Annotated in this window: 18 protein-coding genes; 4 read left to right on the top strand and 14 right to left on the bottom strand. The window is 65.0% G+C overall.

Annotated features, from left to right (window positions below; genetic code table 11):
• From ACODS9_RS11830 to ppc, 4 genes are all read right to left on the bottom strand, one after another.
• Positions 1 to 291: a hypothetical protein gene (locus tag ACODS9_RS11830; protein ID WP_038707592.1), complete on the bottom strand. Its 291-nt coding sequence runs from the start codon at positions 289 to 291 to the stop codon at positions 1 to 3.
• A gap of 132 nt (positions 292 to 423) precedes the next feature.
• Complete coding sequence (tsaB, locus tag ACODS9_RS11825; protein ID WP_401110920.1) at positions 424 to 1,098, bottom strand: tRNA (adenosine(37)-N6)-threonylcarbamoyltransferase complex dimerization subunit type 1 TsaB; 675 nt, start codon at positions 1,096 to 1,098, stop codon at positions 424 to 426.
• A gap of 88 nt (positions 1,099 to 1,186) precedes the next feature.
• Positions 1,187 to 1,837 carry an adenylate kinase gene (adk, locus tag ACODS9_RS11820; RefSeq protein ID WP_023632584.1) on the bottom strand — a complete coding sequence of 217 codons (651 nt, stop codon included), beginning with the start codon at positions 1,835 to 1,837 and terminating at the stop codon, positions 1,187 to 1,189.
• A gap of 258 nt (positions 1,838 to 2,095) precedes the next feature.
• Positions 2,096 to 4,723, bottom strand: a complete 2,628-nt coding sequence (gene ppc / locus ACODS9_RS11815; protein ID WP_489093949.1) for a phosphoenolpyruvate carboxylase — start codon at positions 4,721 to 4,723, stop codon at positions 2,096 to 2,098.
• A gap of 143 nt (positions 4,724 to 4,866) precedes the next feature.
• Between ppc and ACODS9_RS11810 the strand changes: the two genes are divergently transcribed.
• The 3 genes from ACODS9_RS11810 to lptF all read left to right on the top strand — a co-directional run bounded on the left by ACODS9_RS11810 (position 4,867) and on the right by lptF (position 6,718).
• Positions 4,867 to 5,211, top strand: a complete 345-nt coding sequence (locus ACODS9_RS11810; RefSeq protein ID WP_046854414.1) for a hypothetical protein — start codon at positions 4,867 to 4,869, stop codon at positions 5,209 to 5,211.
• Positions 5,212 to 5,466: 255 nt separating this feature from the next.
• Complete coding sequence (locus ACODS9_RS11805) at positions 5,467 to 5,880, top strand: DUF4398 domain-containing protein (RefSeq protein WP_046854413.1); 414 nt, start codon at positions 5,467 to 5,469, stop codon at positions 5,878 to 5,880.
• Positions 5,881 to 5,929: 49 nt separating this feature from the next.
• Complete coding sequence (gene lptF, locus ACODS9_RS11800; RefSeq protein ID WP_046854412.1) at positions 5,930 to 6,718, top strand: lipotoxin F family OmpA-related lipoprotein LptF; 789 nt, start codon at positions 5,930 to 5,932, stop codon at positions 6,716 to 6,718.
• Positions 6,719 to 6,850: 132 nt separating this feature from the next.
• On the opposite strand, the gene rpoS is transcribed toward lptF, so the two are convergent.
• The 8 genes from rpoS to ACODS9_RS11760 all read right to left on the bottom strand — a co-directional run bounded on the left by rpoS (position 6,851) and on the right by ACODS9_RS11760 (position 13,993).
• Positions 6,851 to 7,858, bottom strand: coding sequence for an RNA polymerase sigma factor RpoS (gene rpoS / locus ACODS9_RS11795; RefSeq protein WP_011535249.1), 1,008 nt, complete (start codon positions 7,856 to 7,858; stop codon positions 6,851 to 6,853).
• Positions 7,859 to 7,963: 105 nt separating this feature from the next.
• Positions 7,964 to 8,818: a peptidoglycan DD-metalloendopeptidase family protein gene (locus ACODS9_RS11790; protein WP_038706680.1), complete on the bottom strand. Its 855-nt coding sequence runs from the start codon at positions 8,816 to 8,818 to the stop codon at positions 7,964 to 7,966.
• A 183-nt stretch (positions 8,819 to 9,001) separates the two neighbouring features.
• Positions 9,002 to 9,640 carry a protein-L-isoaspartate(D-aspartate) O-methyltransferase gene (locus ACODS9_RS11785; RefSeq protein ID WP_162175259.1) on the bottom strand — a complete coding sequence of 213 codons (639 nt, stop codon included), beginning with the start codon at positions 9,638 to 9,640 and terminating at the stop codon, positions 9,002 to 9,004.
• A gap of 38 nt (positions 9,641 to 9,678) precedes the next feature.
• Positions 9,679 to 10,428, bottom strand: coding sequence for a 5'/3'-nucleotidase SurE (gene surE, locus ACODS9_RS11780; RefSeq protein ID WP_489093948.1), 750 nt, complete (start codon positions 10,426 to 10,428; stop codon positions 9,679 to 9,681).
• On the bottom strand, positions 10,416 to 11,474 hold the full coding sequence (gene truD / locus ACODS9_RS11775) for a tRNA pseudouridine(13) synthase TruD (protein ID WP_401110929.1): 1,059 nt from the start codon (positions 11,472 to 11,474) through the stop codon (positions 10,416 to 10,418). The genes surE and truD overlap by 13 nt, the downstream gene beginning before the upstream one ends.
• On the bottom strand, positions 11,471 to 11,944 hold the full coding sequence (gene ispF / locus ACODS9_RS11770; protein WP_489093947.1) for a 2-C-methyl-D-erythritol 2,4-cyclodiphosphate synthase: 474 nt from the start codon (positions 11,942 to 11,944) through the stop codon (positions 11,471 to 11,473). The genes truD and ispF overlap by 4 nt, the downstream gene beginning before the upstream one ends.
• Positions 11,945 to 12,021: 77 nt before the next feature.
• A complete protein-coding gene (gene fghA, locus ACODS9_RS11765) occupies positions 12,022 to 12,870 on the bottom strand; it encodes an S-formylglutathione hydrolase (protein ID WP_489093946.1) in 849 nt (282 codons plus the stop codon).
• Between the two features lie 10 nt (positions 12,871 to 12,880).
• Positions 12,881 to 13,993, bottom strand: a complete 1,113-nt coding sequence (locus ACODS9_RS11760; RefSeq protein WP_031315222.1) for an S-(hydroxymethyl)glutathione dehydrogenase/class III alcohol dehydrogenase — start codon at positions 13,991 to 13,993, stop codon at positions 12,881 to 12,883.
• Positions 13,994 to 14,101: 108 nt separating this feature from the next.
• Between ACODS9_RS11760 and ACODS9_RS11755 the strand changes: the two genes are divergently transcribed.
• Complete coding sequence (locus ACODS9_RS11755; protein WP_401110936.1) at positions 14,102 to 15,001, top strand: LysR substrate-binding domain-containing protein; 900 nt, start codon at positions 14,102 to 14,104, stop codon at positions 14,999 to 15,001.
• A 19-nt stretch (positions 15,002 to 15,020) separates the two neighbouring features.
• Here the strand turns inward: ACODS9_RS11755 and ispD are convergent, their stop codons facing one another.
• A complete protein-coding gene (gene ispD, locus ACODS9_RS11750; RefSeq protein ID WP_046854406.1) occupies positions 15,021 to 15,728 on the bottom strand; it encodes a 2-C-methyl-D-erythritol 4-phosphate cytidylyltransferase in 708 nt (235 codons plus the stop codon).
• Positions 15,725 to 16,006: a cell division protein FtsB gene (gene ftsB / locus ACODS9_RS11745; RefSeq protein WP_011535259.1), complete on the bottom strand. Its 282-nt coding sequence runs from the start codon at positions 16,004 to 16,006 to the stop codon at positions 15,725 to 15,727. Before ftsB ends, ispD begins: the two co-directional genes overlap by 4 nt.
• Positions 16,007 to 16,102 lie beyond the last annotated feature (96 nt).

The following is a 16,102-nucleotide window of genomic DNA, read 5'->3' as shown; positions in this document are numbered from 1 at the left end:
TCAAATGTACAGGTCCAGCCCCAGCACTTCCATCTCCCAGTCGGTGAAGCCGGCGGTGGTCAGGTAGCTGGCCAGGGCGGTGGAGGTACGGCGGTTGCGGGCGCGGGGGAAGATCAGGTCCTGCTGGCGGGCCGGCAGGTTCTCGCCGCGACGGCTGGCGCGGCTGATCTGCGCGTCGATGTCCTCGATGATCTCTGCATCGGCTTCGTCGATGGCTTCGTCACGCGCCGGCGCCTTGCGTGGCGCACGCTTGATGGGGTAGCTCTGTGAGGAGAAGCCGTCGATACGCATGACAAAGGCACTCAGGATCAATGATGGCAATTTAGCAGCATCAGGAATCCTTCGCTAATGCCCGAACTGATAACTGGACCACAGTTCGCGCAAAAGGTTTTATCGTGAACGGCGATAGCCGACGAAATGCCTTCAACGCGCCTTGGGCGTAGCCACATTATCGCGCAAGTAGACCGGTTGCGCCTGTTCGGCGACCACCGCCTCGCCCCGTGCCCAGGCGAAGCCGGCCAGGGTGAGGATATCCAGGGCGCTGGGCAACGCGGCCGCATCGCTGGCAGAAACCTGCACGGCCAGGCGCTCGGCGTAGCCCCAGCCGGTACCGGCGCCAAACCATGCCTCGCCCGGGGCTTGCGGCAGGGCCACGCGCTCCGGCGGCAGTACCGCCTCCTGGCCGATCAGGCGCATCTCGCCCTGTTCGGCGCGGTAGCAACCCCAGTACACCTCGTCCATGCGCGCGTCGATGGCCGCGGCCACCTGCTGCACGCCCCGCTCACGCAAGGCGCCCTGGGCCAGGGCCGCCAGGTTGGACGTTGGCAGCACCGGGCGCTCCAGGGCGAAGGCCAGGCCCTGGACCACGCCGATGGCGATACGCACGCCGGTGAAGGCGCCCGGGCCACGGCCGAAGGCGATGGCATCCAGCGCGCTCAGCGCCACGCCCGATTCGGCCAGCAACTGCTTGATCATCGGCAGCAGCTTCTGCGCGTGCATGCGCGGGATCACCTCGTAATGGCTGGTCACCTTGCCGTCATGCAGCAGGGCGACGGAACAGGCTTCGGTAGCGGTATCCAGGGCCAGCAAGGTGGTCATCGAGCAAGGTATCCAGGCAACAGGGAAAAGAGCGGCAGTATAAACGACAACGGCCCGCAAGCGGGCCGTCGTGACGCACGGTGATGGATCAGCTCAGGGCTGCCAGCACCTTGGCGGTGATCGATTCGACCGAACCAACGCCTTCGATGTGGCTGTACTTCGGCTTGCCGGCGTTGGCGGCCGACAGCTTCTGGTAGAAGTCCACCAGCGGCTTGGTCTGGCTGTGGTAGACCGACAGGCGGTGACGCACGGTTTCTTCCTTGTCGTCATCGCGCTGGATCAGGTCTTCGCCGGTGACGTCGTCCTTGCCTTCCACCTTCGGTGGGTTGTACTGGATGTGGTAGGTGCGGCCGGATGCCAGGTGCACGCGGCGGCCAGCCATGCGGCCGACGATTTCTTCGTCGTCCACGGCGATTTCGACCACTGCGTCGATGTCGACGCCAGCAGCGACCATGGCTTCAGCCTGCGGGATGGTGCGCGGGAAGCCGTCGAACAGGCAGCCGTTGGCGCAGTCAGCCTGCGCGATGCGCTCCTTGACCAGGCTGATGATCAGCTCGTCGGAGACCAGCTGGCCGGCATCCATGACCTTTTTCAGCTCCAGGCCCAGTGGGGTACCGGCCTTGACGGCGGCACGCAGCATGTCACCGGTGGAGATCTGGGGAATACCGAACTTCTCGGTGATGAACTTTGCCTGAGTACCTTTACCGGCCCCGGGAGCTCCCAGCAGAATTACGCGCATCTTGTGCTCCTCATATTTTTTATGCAAATCAACGGATTCGGCGCACAAGGCCAACTCCGGAAAAATCGGTCGAGACCGCAAAATCGGTCAAAAGGCTGCTCAAGATACACAGCGCCCGCCCCCCCGACAAGCGTCCCAAAGTGGCAGGAATGCGCCACTTGCGGCTTGCCGGGGGACAGGTTGCGCCGGGCGCAACCGGCCGTGGAGGGCGCGGCCACGGCCAGCCCCGCCTCACGCCGCGACCGCCGTGGGGTGAACTCAACCGGTGTTGCGCAACCCGGCCGCGATCCCGGCCACCGTCACCAGCAAGGCCTGTTCCAACGGGCTGTCCAGAGCGGCTTCGCGACTGCGCGAGCGTGCCAGCAACTCGGCCTGCAGGCGGTGCAGCGGGTCCAGGTAGGTGTTGCGCAGGCGGATGAATTCCAGGGTTTCCGGGCTGTGCGCCAGTAGCACCGACTGCCCGGTCAGACCCAGGACCACCTGGCACGACTGCGACAATAGGTCGCGCAGGTGCGCGCCCAACGGCAGCAGTTCGGGTTGCACCAGACGTTCGTCGTAGGCCTCGGCGATCTGCGCATCGGCCTTGGCCAGGACCATCTCCAACATGTCGATGCGGGTACGGAAGAACGGCCATTGTTCGCGCATCTGCGCCAGCAGCGCGCCCTGCCCGCGTGCCAGGGCATTGCTCAGCGCGGTCTCCCAGCCGAGCCAGGCCGGCAGCATCAGCCGTGTCTGGGTCCAGCCGAAGATCCAAGGGATCGCCCTCAGGCTTTCGATGCCGCCGGCGCGGCGCTTGGCCGGGCGACTGCCCAGCGGCAGGCGGCCAAGCTCCTGCTCTGGGGTGGACTGGCGGAAGTACTCGACGAAGTCAGGATTTTCGCGCACCACGGCGCGGTAGGCCTTGACCCCGTCGGCGGCCAGCTGGTCCATCAGTGCGCGCCAGGCCGGCTCTGGCGGCGGTGGCGGCAACAGGGTCGCCTCCAGCACCGCGGCCAGGTAGAGATTGAGGTTCTGTTCGGCGATGCCCGGCAGACCGAACTTGAAGCGGATCATCTCGCCCTGTTCGGTGGTGCGGAAACGGCCGCCCACCGAACCCGGCGGCTGCGACAGGATTGCCGCGTGGGCAGGGCCGCCGCCACGTCCGACGGTGCCACCGCGACCATGGAACAGCAGCAGCTCGACCTGGTGCTCACGGCAGATACGTACCAGGTTTTCCTGGGCGCGGTACTGGGCCCAGGCCGCCGCCGTGGTGCCGGCATCCTTGGCCGAGTCGGAATAGCCGATCATTACCTCTTGCGGGCCGTGCAGGCCGGCACGATAGCCGGGTAGCCCGAGCAGGCGCTCCATGACCGGGCCTGCGTTGTCCAGGTCGGCCAGGGTCTCGAACAGGGGTACCACGCGCATCGGCCGGGTCAGCCCGGCCTCCTTGAGCAACAGCTGCACCGCCAGCACGTCGGACGCCGCGCCGGCCATGGAAATCACGTACGACCCCAGCGACGCCGCCGGGGCCACAGCGATTTCGCGGCAGGTGGCGAGTACCTCGGCGGTCTCGGCCTGGGGCTGGAAATGCGCCGGCAGCAGGGGGCGGCGGTTCTTCAGTTCGGTCTGGAGGAAGGTGATGCGTCGCTCTTCGTCCCACTCGGCGTAGCGGCCGAGGCCGAGGTAGTCGGTGATTTCCGACAGCGCATCGCGATGACGGGCAGCGTCCTGGCGCACGTCCAGGCGCACCAGGAACAGACCAAAGGTCACCGCCCGGCGCAGGCAGTCGAGCAACGGGCCGTCGGCGATCACGCCCATGCCGCACTCATGCAGCGACTGGTAGCACAGCTCCAGCGGCGCGATAAGGTCGCGATTGTCCGCCAGCACCGTCGCGCTGGCCGGCTGCGTCGCGGCCAACGAGGCGTGGGCCCAGGCGCGGGTGGCACGCAGACGGTCGCGCAACTGCTTGAGCAGCGCCCGGTAAGGTTCGGCGCTGTCCCCGACCTTTTCCTTGAGCGCGGCGCTGGCCTGCTGCATGGATAGCTCGCCGGCCAGGTAGTCGATATCGCGCAGGAACAGGTCGGCGGCCATCCAGCGCGCCAGCAACAGCACTTCGCGGGTTACCGCCGCCGTGACATTGGGGTTGCCGTCACGATCACCGCCCATCCAAGAGGCAAAGCGAACCGGCGCCGCCTCCAGCGGCAGGTGCAGCCCGGTCGCCTCGAACAGTGCCGCATCGACCTTGCGCAGGTGGCTGGGCACCGCCTGCCACAATGAGTGTTCGATCACCGCGAAGCCCCACTTCGCCTCGTCCACCGGCGTCGGCCGGGTCCTGCGGATTTCCTCGGTGTGCCAGGACTCGGCGATCAACCGGCGCAGGCGCTCACGCACCTGCTGGCGCTCGGCCGGGATCAGGTCGCGGTGATCCTGCGCGGCCAGCTGCGCGGCGATGGCGTCGTACTTCTGGATCAGGGTGCGCCTGGCCACCTCGGTGGGGTGCGCGGTGAGCACCAGCTCGATGTGCAACTTGCCCAGTTGCCGAGCCAGCTCATCATTGCCATGGCCAGCCGCTTTAAGGCGCGCCAGCAGCTCGGGGAGCACCTGGGCCTCGAACGGCTCGGGCTGGCCGGCGTCACGGCGGCGGATCAGCTGGTACTGCTCGGCGATGTTGGCCAGGTTGAGGAACTGGTTGAACGCCCGCGCCACCGGCAGCAGGTCCTCCTCGGCCAGATCGCCCAGGGTCGAGCTCAGTTGCTCGCCCGCCCCGCGCCGGTCGGCCTTGGCGCTGTGGCGGATGTCCTCGATCTTCTGCAGGAACGCCTCGCCATGCTGCTGGCGGATGGTCTCGCCAAGCAGTTCTCCCAAAAGGTGCACATCCTCGCGCAAGCGCAGATCGATATCACTCATCAGCCTTCTCCACTCCAGGAAACCGCATGCGCCCAAGAGTGCCCACTCGCGCCTGCCCCTGGCAAGCCGCAAGCCGCCAAAGCAACTAAAGTAAACACAGGTCATCCGAAGCAATGCCACTCCAGGCTTTGACAGAGGTCATCATGAAAATTCGCCAACTCGCCCAGCACTGGGAACAGAACGCCGCCGGCCGCCTGAGCCCCACCGGCCATGTCCTGCACCTGGACATGGAAGCCGAAGCGCGCCTGGCCGCGCTGATCGACATGTACCCCAAGCGCAGCCCCGAGGAACTCCTGGGCGAGCTGGTGGCGGCGGCACTGGAAGAACTCGAGGCCAGCTTCCCCTACGTCAAGGGCCAGCAGGTGATCGCCACCGATGAGGAAGGCGACCCGTTGTACGAGGACATCGGCCCTACGCCGCGCTTTCTGGCCCTGTCCCGGCGCCACCTGCAGGCCCTTGGCCGGGTACAGAAAGACCCCTCGCACTGAGCCACTTCGGGTGCCGGGCACTGCCCGGCATACCGTCATTTACAGCGGAAGTTCCAGGCGAAATCCGCTGACTGATTAGTCAGAAAAAAATACCTTTAGCGTGCAAATTTTTCTGAACTATTCAAAAAACGCTTCGGTCACAGCCAATAGCCATCACGGCAAAACCCTGTAAACACGGGCCTTTGCGCCCGACGCTGGCAACAGGGGAACAGCGATTGTCACTGCGTGGCATCGTCGTTTAACAGGAGTGACCCAATGGAGTTGACCACCATGAAGACCCGCATCGCACAACCTTCCTCCACTCATCTGCGCGGGCTCAAGCTGGCCGCGCTGGCCCTGGGCAGCAGCCTGGTGCTGGCCGGCTGCGCGGGCAAGCCGCCTACCGAGCAGTACGCCGTGACCCAATCGGCGGTCAACTCGGCAGTCAGCGCCGGTGGCACCGAGTTCGCAGCTGTGGAAATGAAGGCTGCCCAGGACAAGTTCAAGAAGGCCGAAATCGCCATGCACGACAAGAAGTATGACGATGCCAAGCTGCTGGCCGAGCAGGCCGAATGGGACGCCCGCCTTGCCGAGCGCAAAGCCCAGGCGGCCAAGGCCCAGAAGGCCGTGCAGGATGCCCGCCAGGGCGTCCAGGACGTACGTGAGGAAGGCCTGCGCAGCGCTGAGTAAGCCTGCCTTGCCTCTATAGCCTTCGTTTAAAGATCAAAGGATGAACACTATGCGCAACTACGTCATGATTCCCGCCCTGCTGGCCCTGAGCGTCGGCCTTGCCGCCTGCTCCCACGACCCGAACGCCAACCTCGAGTCGGCCCGCACCAATTTCTCCGCCCTGCAGAGCGATCCGCAGTCGAGCAAGGTGGCCGCGCTCGAGACCAAGGACGCCCAGGACTGGCTGAACAAGGCCGACAAGGCCTACATGGATCGCGAGGATGAGAAGAAGGTCGACCAGCTCGCCTACCTCACCAATCAACGCGTCGAAGTGGCCAAGCAGACCATCGCCCTGCGCACCGCCGAAGGCGAGCTGAAAAATGCCGCGGCGCAACGCGCCCAGGCCAAGCTCGACGCCCGCGACGCGCAGATCAGGAAACTGCAGGACAGCCTCAACGCCAAGCAGACCGACCGTGGCACCCTGGTGACCTTCGGCGATGTGCTGTTCGACTTCAACAAGGCCGAGCTCAAGAGCAGCGCCTACCCGAACGTCACCAAGCTGGCGCAGTTCCTCCAGGAAAACCCTGAGCGCAAGGTGATCGTCGAGGGCTACACCGACAGCGTCGGTTCGGCCAACTACAACCAGACCCTCTCCGAACGTCGCGCCGCTGCAGTGCGCATGGCACTGGTGCGTGCCGGCGTGGACCCTGCGCGCATCGTCGCCCAGGGCTATGGCAAGGAGTATCCGGTAGCGGACAACGGCAGCAACTCCGGCCGTGCGCAGAACCGTCGTGTGGAAGTGACCATCTCCAACGACAACCAGCCGGTTGCACCACGCTCGGTCAGCCAGATCCAGTAAACCGTTGCTGGCTAAACGAAAACCCCGCCTTGATGGCGGGGTTTTTCGTTGGTATCGATCAAAGCGTTCGCCAAGCCACTTACGCAAACGCCCCGAACAAAGTCGGGGCGTCTGCCTGGCGCACGTCACTGACTACTGGAACAGCGACTCGCTGGACAGGCCATTCTTCTCGAGGATCTCGCGCAGGCGCTTCAGGCCTTCGACCTGAATCTGCCGCACCCGCTCACGGGTCAGGCCGATCTCCAGCCCGACATCCTCCAGGGTACTGCTTTCATGCCCACGCAGGCCGAATCGCCGTACCACCACCTCACGCTGCTTATCGGTCAACTCGCCCAGCCACTGGTCGATGCTCTGCGACAGGTCGTCATCCTGCAGCAGTTCGCATGGGTCGGTGGGACGATCGTCGGTGAGGGTGTCGAGCAGCGTCTTGTCGGAGTCCGGCCCCAGCGAGACATCCACAGAGGACACCCGCTCGTTCAGGCCAAGCATGCGCTTGACCTCGGCCACCGGTTTCTCCAGCAGGCTGGCGATCTCTTCGGGCGACGGCTCGTGGTCGAGCTTCTGCGTCAGTTCACGCGCGGCGCGCAGGTAGACGTTGAGCTCCTTGACCACGTGAATGGGCAGGCGGATGGTGCGGGTCTGGTTCATGATCGCCCGCTCGATGGTCTGGCGGATCCACCAGGTCGCGTAGGTCGAGAAGCGGAAACCGCGTTCGGGGTCGAACTTCTCCACCGCACGGATCAGGCCCAGGTTGCCTTCCTCGATCAGGTCGAGCAGCGACAGGCCACGATTGACGTAACGGCGGGCGATCTTGACCACCAGGCGCAGGTTGCTTTCGATCATGCGCTTGCGCCCGGCAGGGTCGCCTTTTTGCGACAGGCGCGCGAAATGCACTTCTTCCTCTGGCGAAAGCAGGGGCGAGAAGCCGATTTCGTTGAGATACAGTTGGGTCGCATCAAGTGCCCGACTGTAGTCGATGTACTTGTGCTGCTTGAGCGATGCGCCCTGTTTCGACTTGGTCCGAACCGAAGGTACAGCAGGTTCGTCTGACACCACATCCGTTTCCAAAACGATGCCCGTCTCCATCAGAAGCAGGTCATCGTCGATGTCAAACTCCGGCACTTCTTTACTGAGAGCCATTGTTATAGTCCTTTGCTGAGTTCGAACTCAGACTCGAGCGTCACCCTTCCATGGCAGCGCTGGAGCCTGTCCCCTCTACATCCAAGGAACAGGCCGGGACAATGATCAACGGCGTGGCAGGAACTGGAGAGGATCGACGGGTTTGCCCTGGCGGCGAATCTCGAAATGCAGCTTCACCCGATCAGTGCCCGTGGACCCCATTTCTGCGATCGTCTGCCCTGCCTTGACCTGCTGCCCCTCCCGAACCAAAAGCCTGCGGTTGTGACCGTAGGCACTGACGTAGGTATCGCTGTGTTTGATGATGATGAGCTCGCCATAGCCCCTCAAGCCACTGCCGGCGTAGACCACCGCTCCATCAGACGCAGCAAAAACAGGCTGTCCCAAATCACCGGCGATATCAATGCCTTTATTCAAACTACCGTTTGAAGCGAATTTTCCAATCAGCACGCCGTTCGCCGGCCACGTCCAACCGCCGACGGCGCGCTCTGCGGCGGGCACCTGGGCAACCGTTTGCGAGGTGGTGGAAGGGGCAGTTGTGGCACTTTTGCCATTGCTGGTCGCCGGTGCCGTGGTGGCGACCGGCCGGCGGATCACGGTGGTCCGGCTCGACGACGAAGTGCTGCCGACGACCGTCGTGCTGCCCCCCGCGCCGCTGCTGAAACGGATCGGCTGGCCCGGGCGGATGGTGTAGGGGGCGGGGATATTGTTGCGCGCCGCCAGCTCCTTGTAGTCCCAACCGTAGCGGAAGGCGATGGAGAACAGCGTGTCGCCGGGTTTGACGATGTACTGCCCGGAGGTGACGGTCGGGCGCTTGGGCGCGGCGTTGTTGCGGTCGACCACGCGGGCGCCGTTCGAGCTGGTGCTGGAACAGCCAGCCAGCAGGGTCCCCATGGCCAGCGCGATCACCAGAAGCTTCAATACCGACCGATCCTTGCGCTGCCGCATGCCTGTGTGACCCACCCGCGCTCCCCTCATGCTGTCAAAAATGACGATACAAAATGCAATATTGTTTCAATTATAACCGAGCCACCCTGCTTGGGGTGACTCGCTGTTGGCCTGCTCGGTGTACGAAAAGCGCCACGCCAGATAGACAGGGCCCAGACGCAAGAATTCGTCGTCGGCGCAAATATTCCGTGACGCCGCTCAGGCCAGCGGGCCATTGAGCAGCGGCACGAAGCGCACGGCCCCAAGTACCCGGCGCGAGAAACCATGCTCTTCGCGCACGATCAGCATCAGTTGCTGGGTCTCCCCCGCCGGCCCGACCGGGATCACCATGCGCCCACCCGGCGCCAACTGATCGAGCAATGCCTGTGGCACTTCAGGCGCGACCGCGGTGACGATGATGCCGTTGTATGGCGCAAGCGCCGGCCACCCTTCGCAGCCGTCGCCCCAGCGGAACACCACGTTGCGCAGGTTGAGCTCGACCAGGCGCTCCTTGGCCCGGTCCTGCAGCACCTTGATGCGCTCCACCGAGAACACCCGCTCGACCAGCTGGGCGAGGATCGCGGTCTGGTAGCCCGAACCGGTGCCGATCTCCAGCACCTTGTCCAAGGGGCCTGCCTCGAGCAACAACTCGCTCATGTGCGCGACCATGAACGGCTGGGAAATCGTCTGGTTGTGGCCGATCGGCAGCGCCGTGTCTTCATAGGCGCGATGGGCCAGGGCTTCATCGACGAACAGGTGACGCGGGGTGCGACGAATGGCTTCGAGCACCTTGGCGTTCGACACACCTTCCTCATAGAGCCGCTGGATCAGCCGCTCCCGGGTACGCTGGGAGGTCATGCCGATGCCGCGGCGCTGCAGATCGTCCTGTTCGCGCATCAGAGCAGGCCCTCCAGCCAACCGTCGAGGCGCTCGAAGGCATCGTTGAAGGTGCGGTCCAGCTGCAACGGGGTGATCGACACGTAACCCTGCATCACGGCATGGAAGTCGGTGCCCGGGCCGCCGTCTTCGGCATCGCCGGCCACGGCGATCCAGTAGCCTTCCTTGCCCCGCGGATTGACCACCTTGGTCGGCGCCGCGGCCCGTGCGCGATGGCCCAGGCGGGTGAGCTGGATACCACGGATATGCTCCAGCGGCAGGTTGGGGATGTTGACGTTGAGCACGGTGCGCGGCGGCAACTCCAGGCGCGACTGCGCCTCGACCAGGCGCCGGGCGATGTAGGCGGCGGTCGGCAGGTTGTCGGGCAGGCGCGACAGCAGCGAGAAGGCCAGCGAGGTGCCGCCGAGGAAGCGCCCCTCCAACGCCGCAGCCACCGTGCCCGAATAGAGCACGTCATCCCCCAGGTTGGCACCCAGGTTGATGCCGGACACCACCATGTCGGGGGTTTCCGGCAGCAGGCCGTTGAGCCCCAGGTGCACGCAGTCGGTGGGCGTGCCGTTGAGGCTGATGAAGCCGTTGGCCAAGGTCTGCGGGTGCAGCGGCCGGTCCAGTGTCAGCGAACTGCCGGCACCGCTCTTGTCTTGATCCGGGGCAATCACCACGCACTCGGCATAGTCCACCAACGCTTCATGCAGCGCGGCGATGCCGGGTGCGGTAACACCGTCGTCATTCGAAATCAGAATACGCATGGGCTGTCCGTCTGCCCTGCCGGCACCAGATCGACGAGTTCGCGCACCACCACGGTGGCGAAGCATCCGGCCGGAAGGACGAATTCCAGTTGCAGGATATCAGGCTCGGGATAATGCCACGTCAGCCGCCCAATAGGGAGCCGCAGGATGCGCCGTTCGTGATCCATGCCCGCTCGCGCCAGCCAATCGCACAGCGCCGGATGACGTCCGGCCACCGTGGACTCGAGGTCCAGGGTCGCGCCCTGGCTCGGTGCCGCACCGGCGCCCCACAGCGGGCCGGTCGGGTGCAGGTCGAGAATGGCCAGGCGCGGGTCGTTGCACTCGGCCTCGCCCGCCACGAAGAAGCTGCGCTTGTCGGTGAAGGCCAGCAGGTCGCCGACCTGGGCGCGCTGCCAGCTGCCGTCGGCGACACGGGCGGCCAGCACCTGGTTGAACAGGTAGCTGCGCCCGGCCGACAGCAGCCGCGAACGCAGGTTGCGCTGCTCGGGCAGCGCCTGGCGAGCGGCCCAGTCCTGGGCGTCGTGCACGTTGCCACCGGCATGGCCGAAGCGCTGGCTGCCGAAGTAGTTGGGCACGCCCTGTTGCTTGAGTTGCTCCAGGCGGGCATCGAGGGCCTGCTGGTCGGCCTGCAGCGCGGTCAGGCGCAAGGTGAAGCCATTGGCCGAATGCGCGCCACGCTGCAGCTTGCGCTGGTGGCGCACCTGCTTGAGCACGCGCAGGGTGTCGTCCTCGGCACGGGACAGGTCTGGGTCGGCCTTGCCCGGCAGGTGCAGGCTGAACCACTGGCGGGTCAGGGCCTGGCGGTCCTTGAGGCCGGCATAGCTGATGGCGCGCACCGGCACGCCAGCGGCACGGGCCAGGCGGCGAGCCGCTTCCTCAGTGTTGAGGTCGCGCTTCTCGACCCACAGCCACAGGTGCTCGCCCTGGCCGGACAGCGGGATATCCAGGACTTCATCGACCTGGAAGTCTTCAGCCACCGCCTTGAGCACCGCGGTGCCCAAGACATCGCCCGAGGCCCGAGGGCCCAGCAGTTCCAGTTCGGTCATGCTGGCAGCAGCAGGGCGACCGCGTGTACGGCGATGCCCTCCTCGCGACCGGTGAAGCCCAGCTTTTCTTCGGTAGTGGCCTTGACGTTGACCTGGTCGAGCTCGACCTGCAGGTCTGCGGCGACCTGCTGGCGCATGGTCTCGATGTGCGGGGCCATCTTCGGTGCCTGGGCGACAATGGTGGCGTCGACGTTGCCGACTTTCCAGCCCTTGTCACGCACGACAGCGACCACGTGGCGCAGCAGCACCCGGCTGTCGGCGCCCTTGAACTGCGGGTCGGTATCGGGGAAATGCTTGCCGATGTCGCCCAGCGCCGCGGCGCCCAGCAAGGCATCGCTCAGGGCGTGCAACAGCACGTCGCCGTCGGAGTGGGCCAGCAGGCCGAACTTGTGGGGGATACGCACCCCGCCCAAGGTAATGAAATCACCGTCGCAGAAACGATGGACATCGTAGCCGTGGCCAATACGCATAGAAGAACGCCCTGATTGAGTCAGGGCGTGATTCTACCTGCTTTTGCGGTAATGGGGCTGCTTCACGGCCCTGCGGCTCAGACCCTGCCCAGTGCCACCGCATGATGGCGCAGGTGTTCATCGATGAAGCTGGCGATGAAGTAGTAGCTATGGTCGTAGCCTGGCTGCAGACGCAGGGTCAGCCCATGGCCGCCCTTGCGCGCCGCCAGCTCCAGCGCCTCTGGCTTGAGCTGCTTTTCAAGGAAATCATCGCGATCCCCCTGGTCCACCAGCAGCGGCGGGCATTCGTCCGCCTCGGCCAGCAGCACACTGGCATCCCACTCGCGCCACTGCACCCGGTCTTCGCCCAGGTAGCGGCTGAAGGCCTTCTCGCCCCACGGGCAATCCATTGGATTGCTGATCGGTGAGAACGCCGACACCGAGCGGTAGCGCCCCGGGTTGCGCAACGCGCAGACCAGCGCGCCATGCCCGCCCATCGAGTGGCCACTGATACTGCGCTGGTCGGACGCCGGGAAAGACGCCTCGATCAAGGCCGGCAACTCCTCCACCACGTAGTCGTGCATCCGATAATGCCTGGCCCAGGGCTGCTGGGTGGCATTGAGGTAGAACCCCGCGCCGAGGCCGAAGTCCCAGGCACCGTCCGGATCGCCCGGCACCTGCTCGCCACGCGGGCTGGTGTCCGGGGCGACGATGATCAGCCCGAGCTCCGCGGCCAGGCGCTGGGCGCCGGCCTTCTGCATGAAGTTCTCGTCGGTGCAGGTCAGGCCACTGAGCCAATACAGCACCGGCAGCTTTTCGCCCTGCTCGGCCTGGGGCGGCAGGTACACCGCGAACACCATGTCGCAGCCAAGCACCTTGGAGCTGTGCCGGTAACGCTTGTGCCAGCCGCCGAAGCTTTTCTGGCAGGAGATGTTTTCCAGCGTCATGGCGAGGGCCTCAGAAGTGGATCACGCTGCGGATGCTCTTGCCTTCGTGCATCAGGTCGAAGGCTTTGTTGATGTCCTCCAGGCCCATGGTGTGGGTAATGAAGGTGTCCAGCGGGATCTCGCCTTTCTCGGACATTTCCACGTAGCTCGGCAGCTCGCTGCGGCCACGCACACCGCCGAAGGCCGAACCGCGCCAGACGCGACCGGTGACCAGCTGGAACGGACGGGTGGCGATTTCCTGGCCGGCACCGGCCACGCCGATGATCACCGACTCGCCCCAACCCTTGTGGCAGCACTCCAGCGCCGCGCGCATCAATTGCACATTGCCGATGCACTCGAAGGAGAAGTCCACGCCACCGTCGGTGAGGTCGACGATCACTTCCTGGATCGGCCGGTCGTAGTCTTTCGGGTTGATGCAGTCGGTGGCGCCCAGCTGGCGGGCGATCTCGAACTTGGCCGGGTTGATGTCGATGGCGATGATGCGCGAAGCCTTGGCCTTGACCGCGCCAATCACTGCCGACAGACCGATGCCGCCGAGGCCGAAGATGGCAACGGTGTCACCCGGCTTGACCTTTGCGGTATTGAGCACCGCGCCAATACCGGTGGTCACGCCGCAGCCGAGCAGGCAGACCTTCTCCAGCGGAGCCTCTTTCTGGATCTTGGCCACGGAAATTTCCGGCAGCACGGTGTACTCGGAAAAGGTCGAGGTGCCCATGTAGTGGAACAGCTGCTGGCCCTTGTAGCTGAAACGGGTGGTGCCGTCGGGCATCAGGCCCTTGCCCTGGGTGGCGCGGATGGCCTGGCACAGGTTGGTCTTGCCCGAGCGGCAGAACTTGCACTGGCCACATTCCGGGGTATACAGCGGGATGACATGGTCGCCCACCGCCACCGAGGTCACGCCCTCGCCAATCGCCTCGACGATCGCCCCGCCCTCATGGCCGAGGATCGAAGGGAAGATGCCTTCCGGGTCGGCGCCGGACAGGGTGTAGGCGTCAGTGTGGCAGACACCGGAGGCGACAACGCGCAGCAGGACTTCACCGGCCTTGGGCATGGCTACGTCGACTTCGACGATTTCCAGGGGTTTCTTGGCCTCGAAGGCGACGGCGGCACGGGACTTGATCATCAAGGGTCTCCAGAGAAGATGTCGATTGCAGGCTGCCAGTGTAATTCACTGACTTTTTGTGAATAATCCAGGCATTCACAAAACATTATTGCCATGCAGGGATAATCCATGAGCAGTCGCTGGGAAGGCATCGACGAATTCGTCGCAGTGGCGGAGGCGGGCCAGTTCACCGCCGCCGCCGAACGCCTGGGCGTGTCGTCCTCGCACATCAGCCGGCAGATCGCCCGCCTGGAGGAACGCTTGCAGACCCGCCTGCTGTACCGCAGCACGCGGCGGGTGACCCTCAGCGAAGCCGGGCAGACCTTCCTCCAGCACTGCCAGCGCCTGCAAGATGGCCGCGAGGAAGCGCTGCGCGCGATGGGCGACCTGGCCAGCGAACCCAAGGGCCTGCTGCGCATGACCTGCGCGGTGGCCTATGGCGAGCGTTTCATCGTGCCGCTGGTGACGCGGTTCATGGCGCTGTATCCGCAGCTACGGGTGGACGTGGAACTGAGCAACCGTACCCTCGACCTGCTACACGAAGGCATGGACCTGGCGATCCGCCTGGGCCGCCTGCAGGATTCCCGGCTGGTAGCCACGCGCCTGGCGCCGCGGCGCATGTACCTGTGCGCCTCGCCGGCTTACCTGGAACGCTATGGTCGGCCGCACAGCGTGTCGGAGTTGGCGCGGCACAATTGCCTGGTCGGCAGCTCCGACCTATGGGCGCTGCAGCAGGAGGGTCGCGAGATCAGCCAGCGGGTGCAGGGCAACTGGCGCTGCAACAGCGGCCAGGCGGTGCTGGATGCGGCGCTGCTGGGGATGGGCTTGTGCCAGTTGCCGGACTACTACGTGCTCGAGCACCTGCACAGTGGCGCCTTGGTGTCGTTGCTGGAGGGACACCAGCCACCGAACACGGCAGTGTGGGCGCTGTATCCTCAGCAGCGGCATCTGTCGCCGAAGGTACGTAGGCTGGTGGATTACCTGAAAGATGGGTTAGCGCAACTGCCGGAGTACAGGGTCGTCGGATAACAGCCTGGGAGCGCTTGTTTCAGCGACGCCCAGCCCATCGCTGGCGCAGCCACTCCAAGTCCTCTGGCCGGGTCACCTTGATATTGTCGCTGCGCCCTTCGACCAGGCGCGGCGCATACCCGGCCCACTCGATGGCGGACGACTCATCGGTGACTGCTACATCGGACACCAGGCACTCGGCCAGCGCCCGGTGCAACATGCCGAGGCGGAACATCTGCGGGGTGTAGGCTTGCCAGACGGTGCTGCGGTCGACCGTCGCCGCCACCCTGCCCTCGCCGTCGGCACGCTTGAGCGTGTCCCGAGCGGGTACGGCGAGCAATCCACCGACGGGATCTTCAGCCAGGGCTGACAGCAACTTGTCCAGATCGCCTCGCGCCAGATTCGGCCGCGCGGCGTCGTGCACCAGCACCCAGTCGTCATCCGACGCGCCCTGGGCGTGCAGCAGCAATAGCGCATTGAGCACCGAGTCAGCGCGCTCGTCACCACCCGGGGCACGCTGGATACGCGGATCGCTGGCACAGCGCAGGCCGGGCCAGTAAGGGTCGTGTTCGGCAATACTGACCACCACGCCCTTGAGCATGGGATGGTCGAGGAAACAGTCGAGGCTATGCTCAAGAATGGTCTGCCCGCCCAGTTGCAGGTACTGCTTGGGCCTGTCGGCAGCCATGCGGGCACCAATGCCCGCGGCGGGAATCACGGCCCAGAAGGCCGGCAGTTCGTTTGTCATTTCTGTGGCAGCTGGTAGAGGGTTTCACCCTCCTTGACCATCCCCAGTTCATGACGAGCCCGTTCTTCCACGGTCTCCATACCTTTCTTCAACTCCAGGACCTCGGCATCGAGCACACGATTGCGCTCCAGCAGGCGCTCGTTTTCCGCATGCTGGTCGGCGATCTGCTGCTTGAGTTCGGTCACTTGCGCGAGGCTGCCATTACCTACCCAAAGGCGATATTGCAGGCCGCCGAGCAGCAGGAGCAGGACGAGGAACAACCAATAGGGACTGCGCATGAAGATATCCAGGGTAAAAAAGGCCGCCGCAGCGAGCTTCCGATAGCACGAAGCCTGGCCGAGGCCAGGCTTCGTCGACAGAAACCCGTGGAGACA

It is taken from the genome of Pseudomonas sp. FG36, from assembly GCF_057809275.1.
This window is presented reverse-complemented; position numbering and strand designations above follow the sequence as displayed.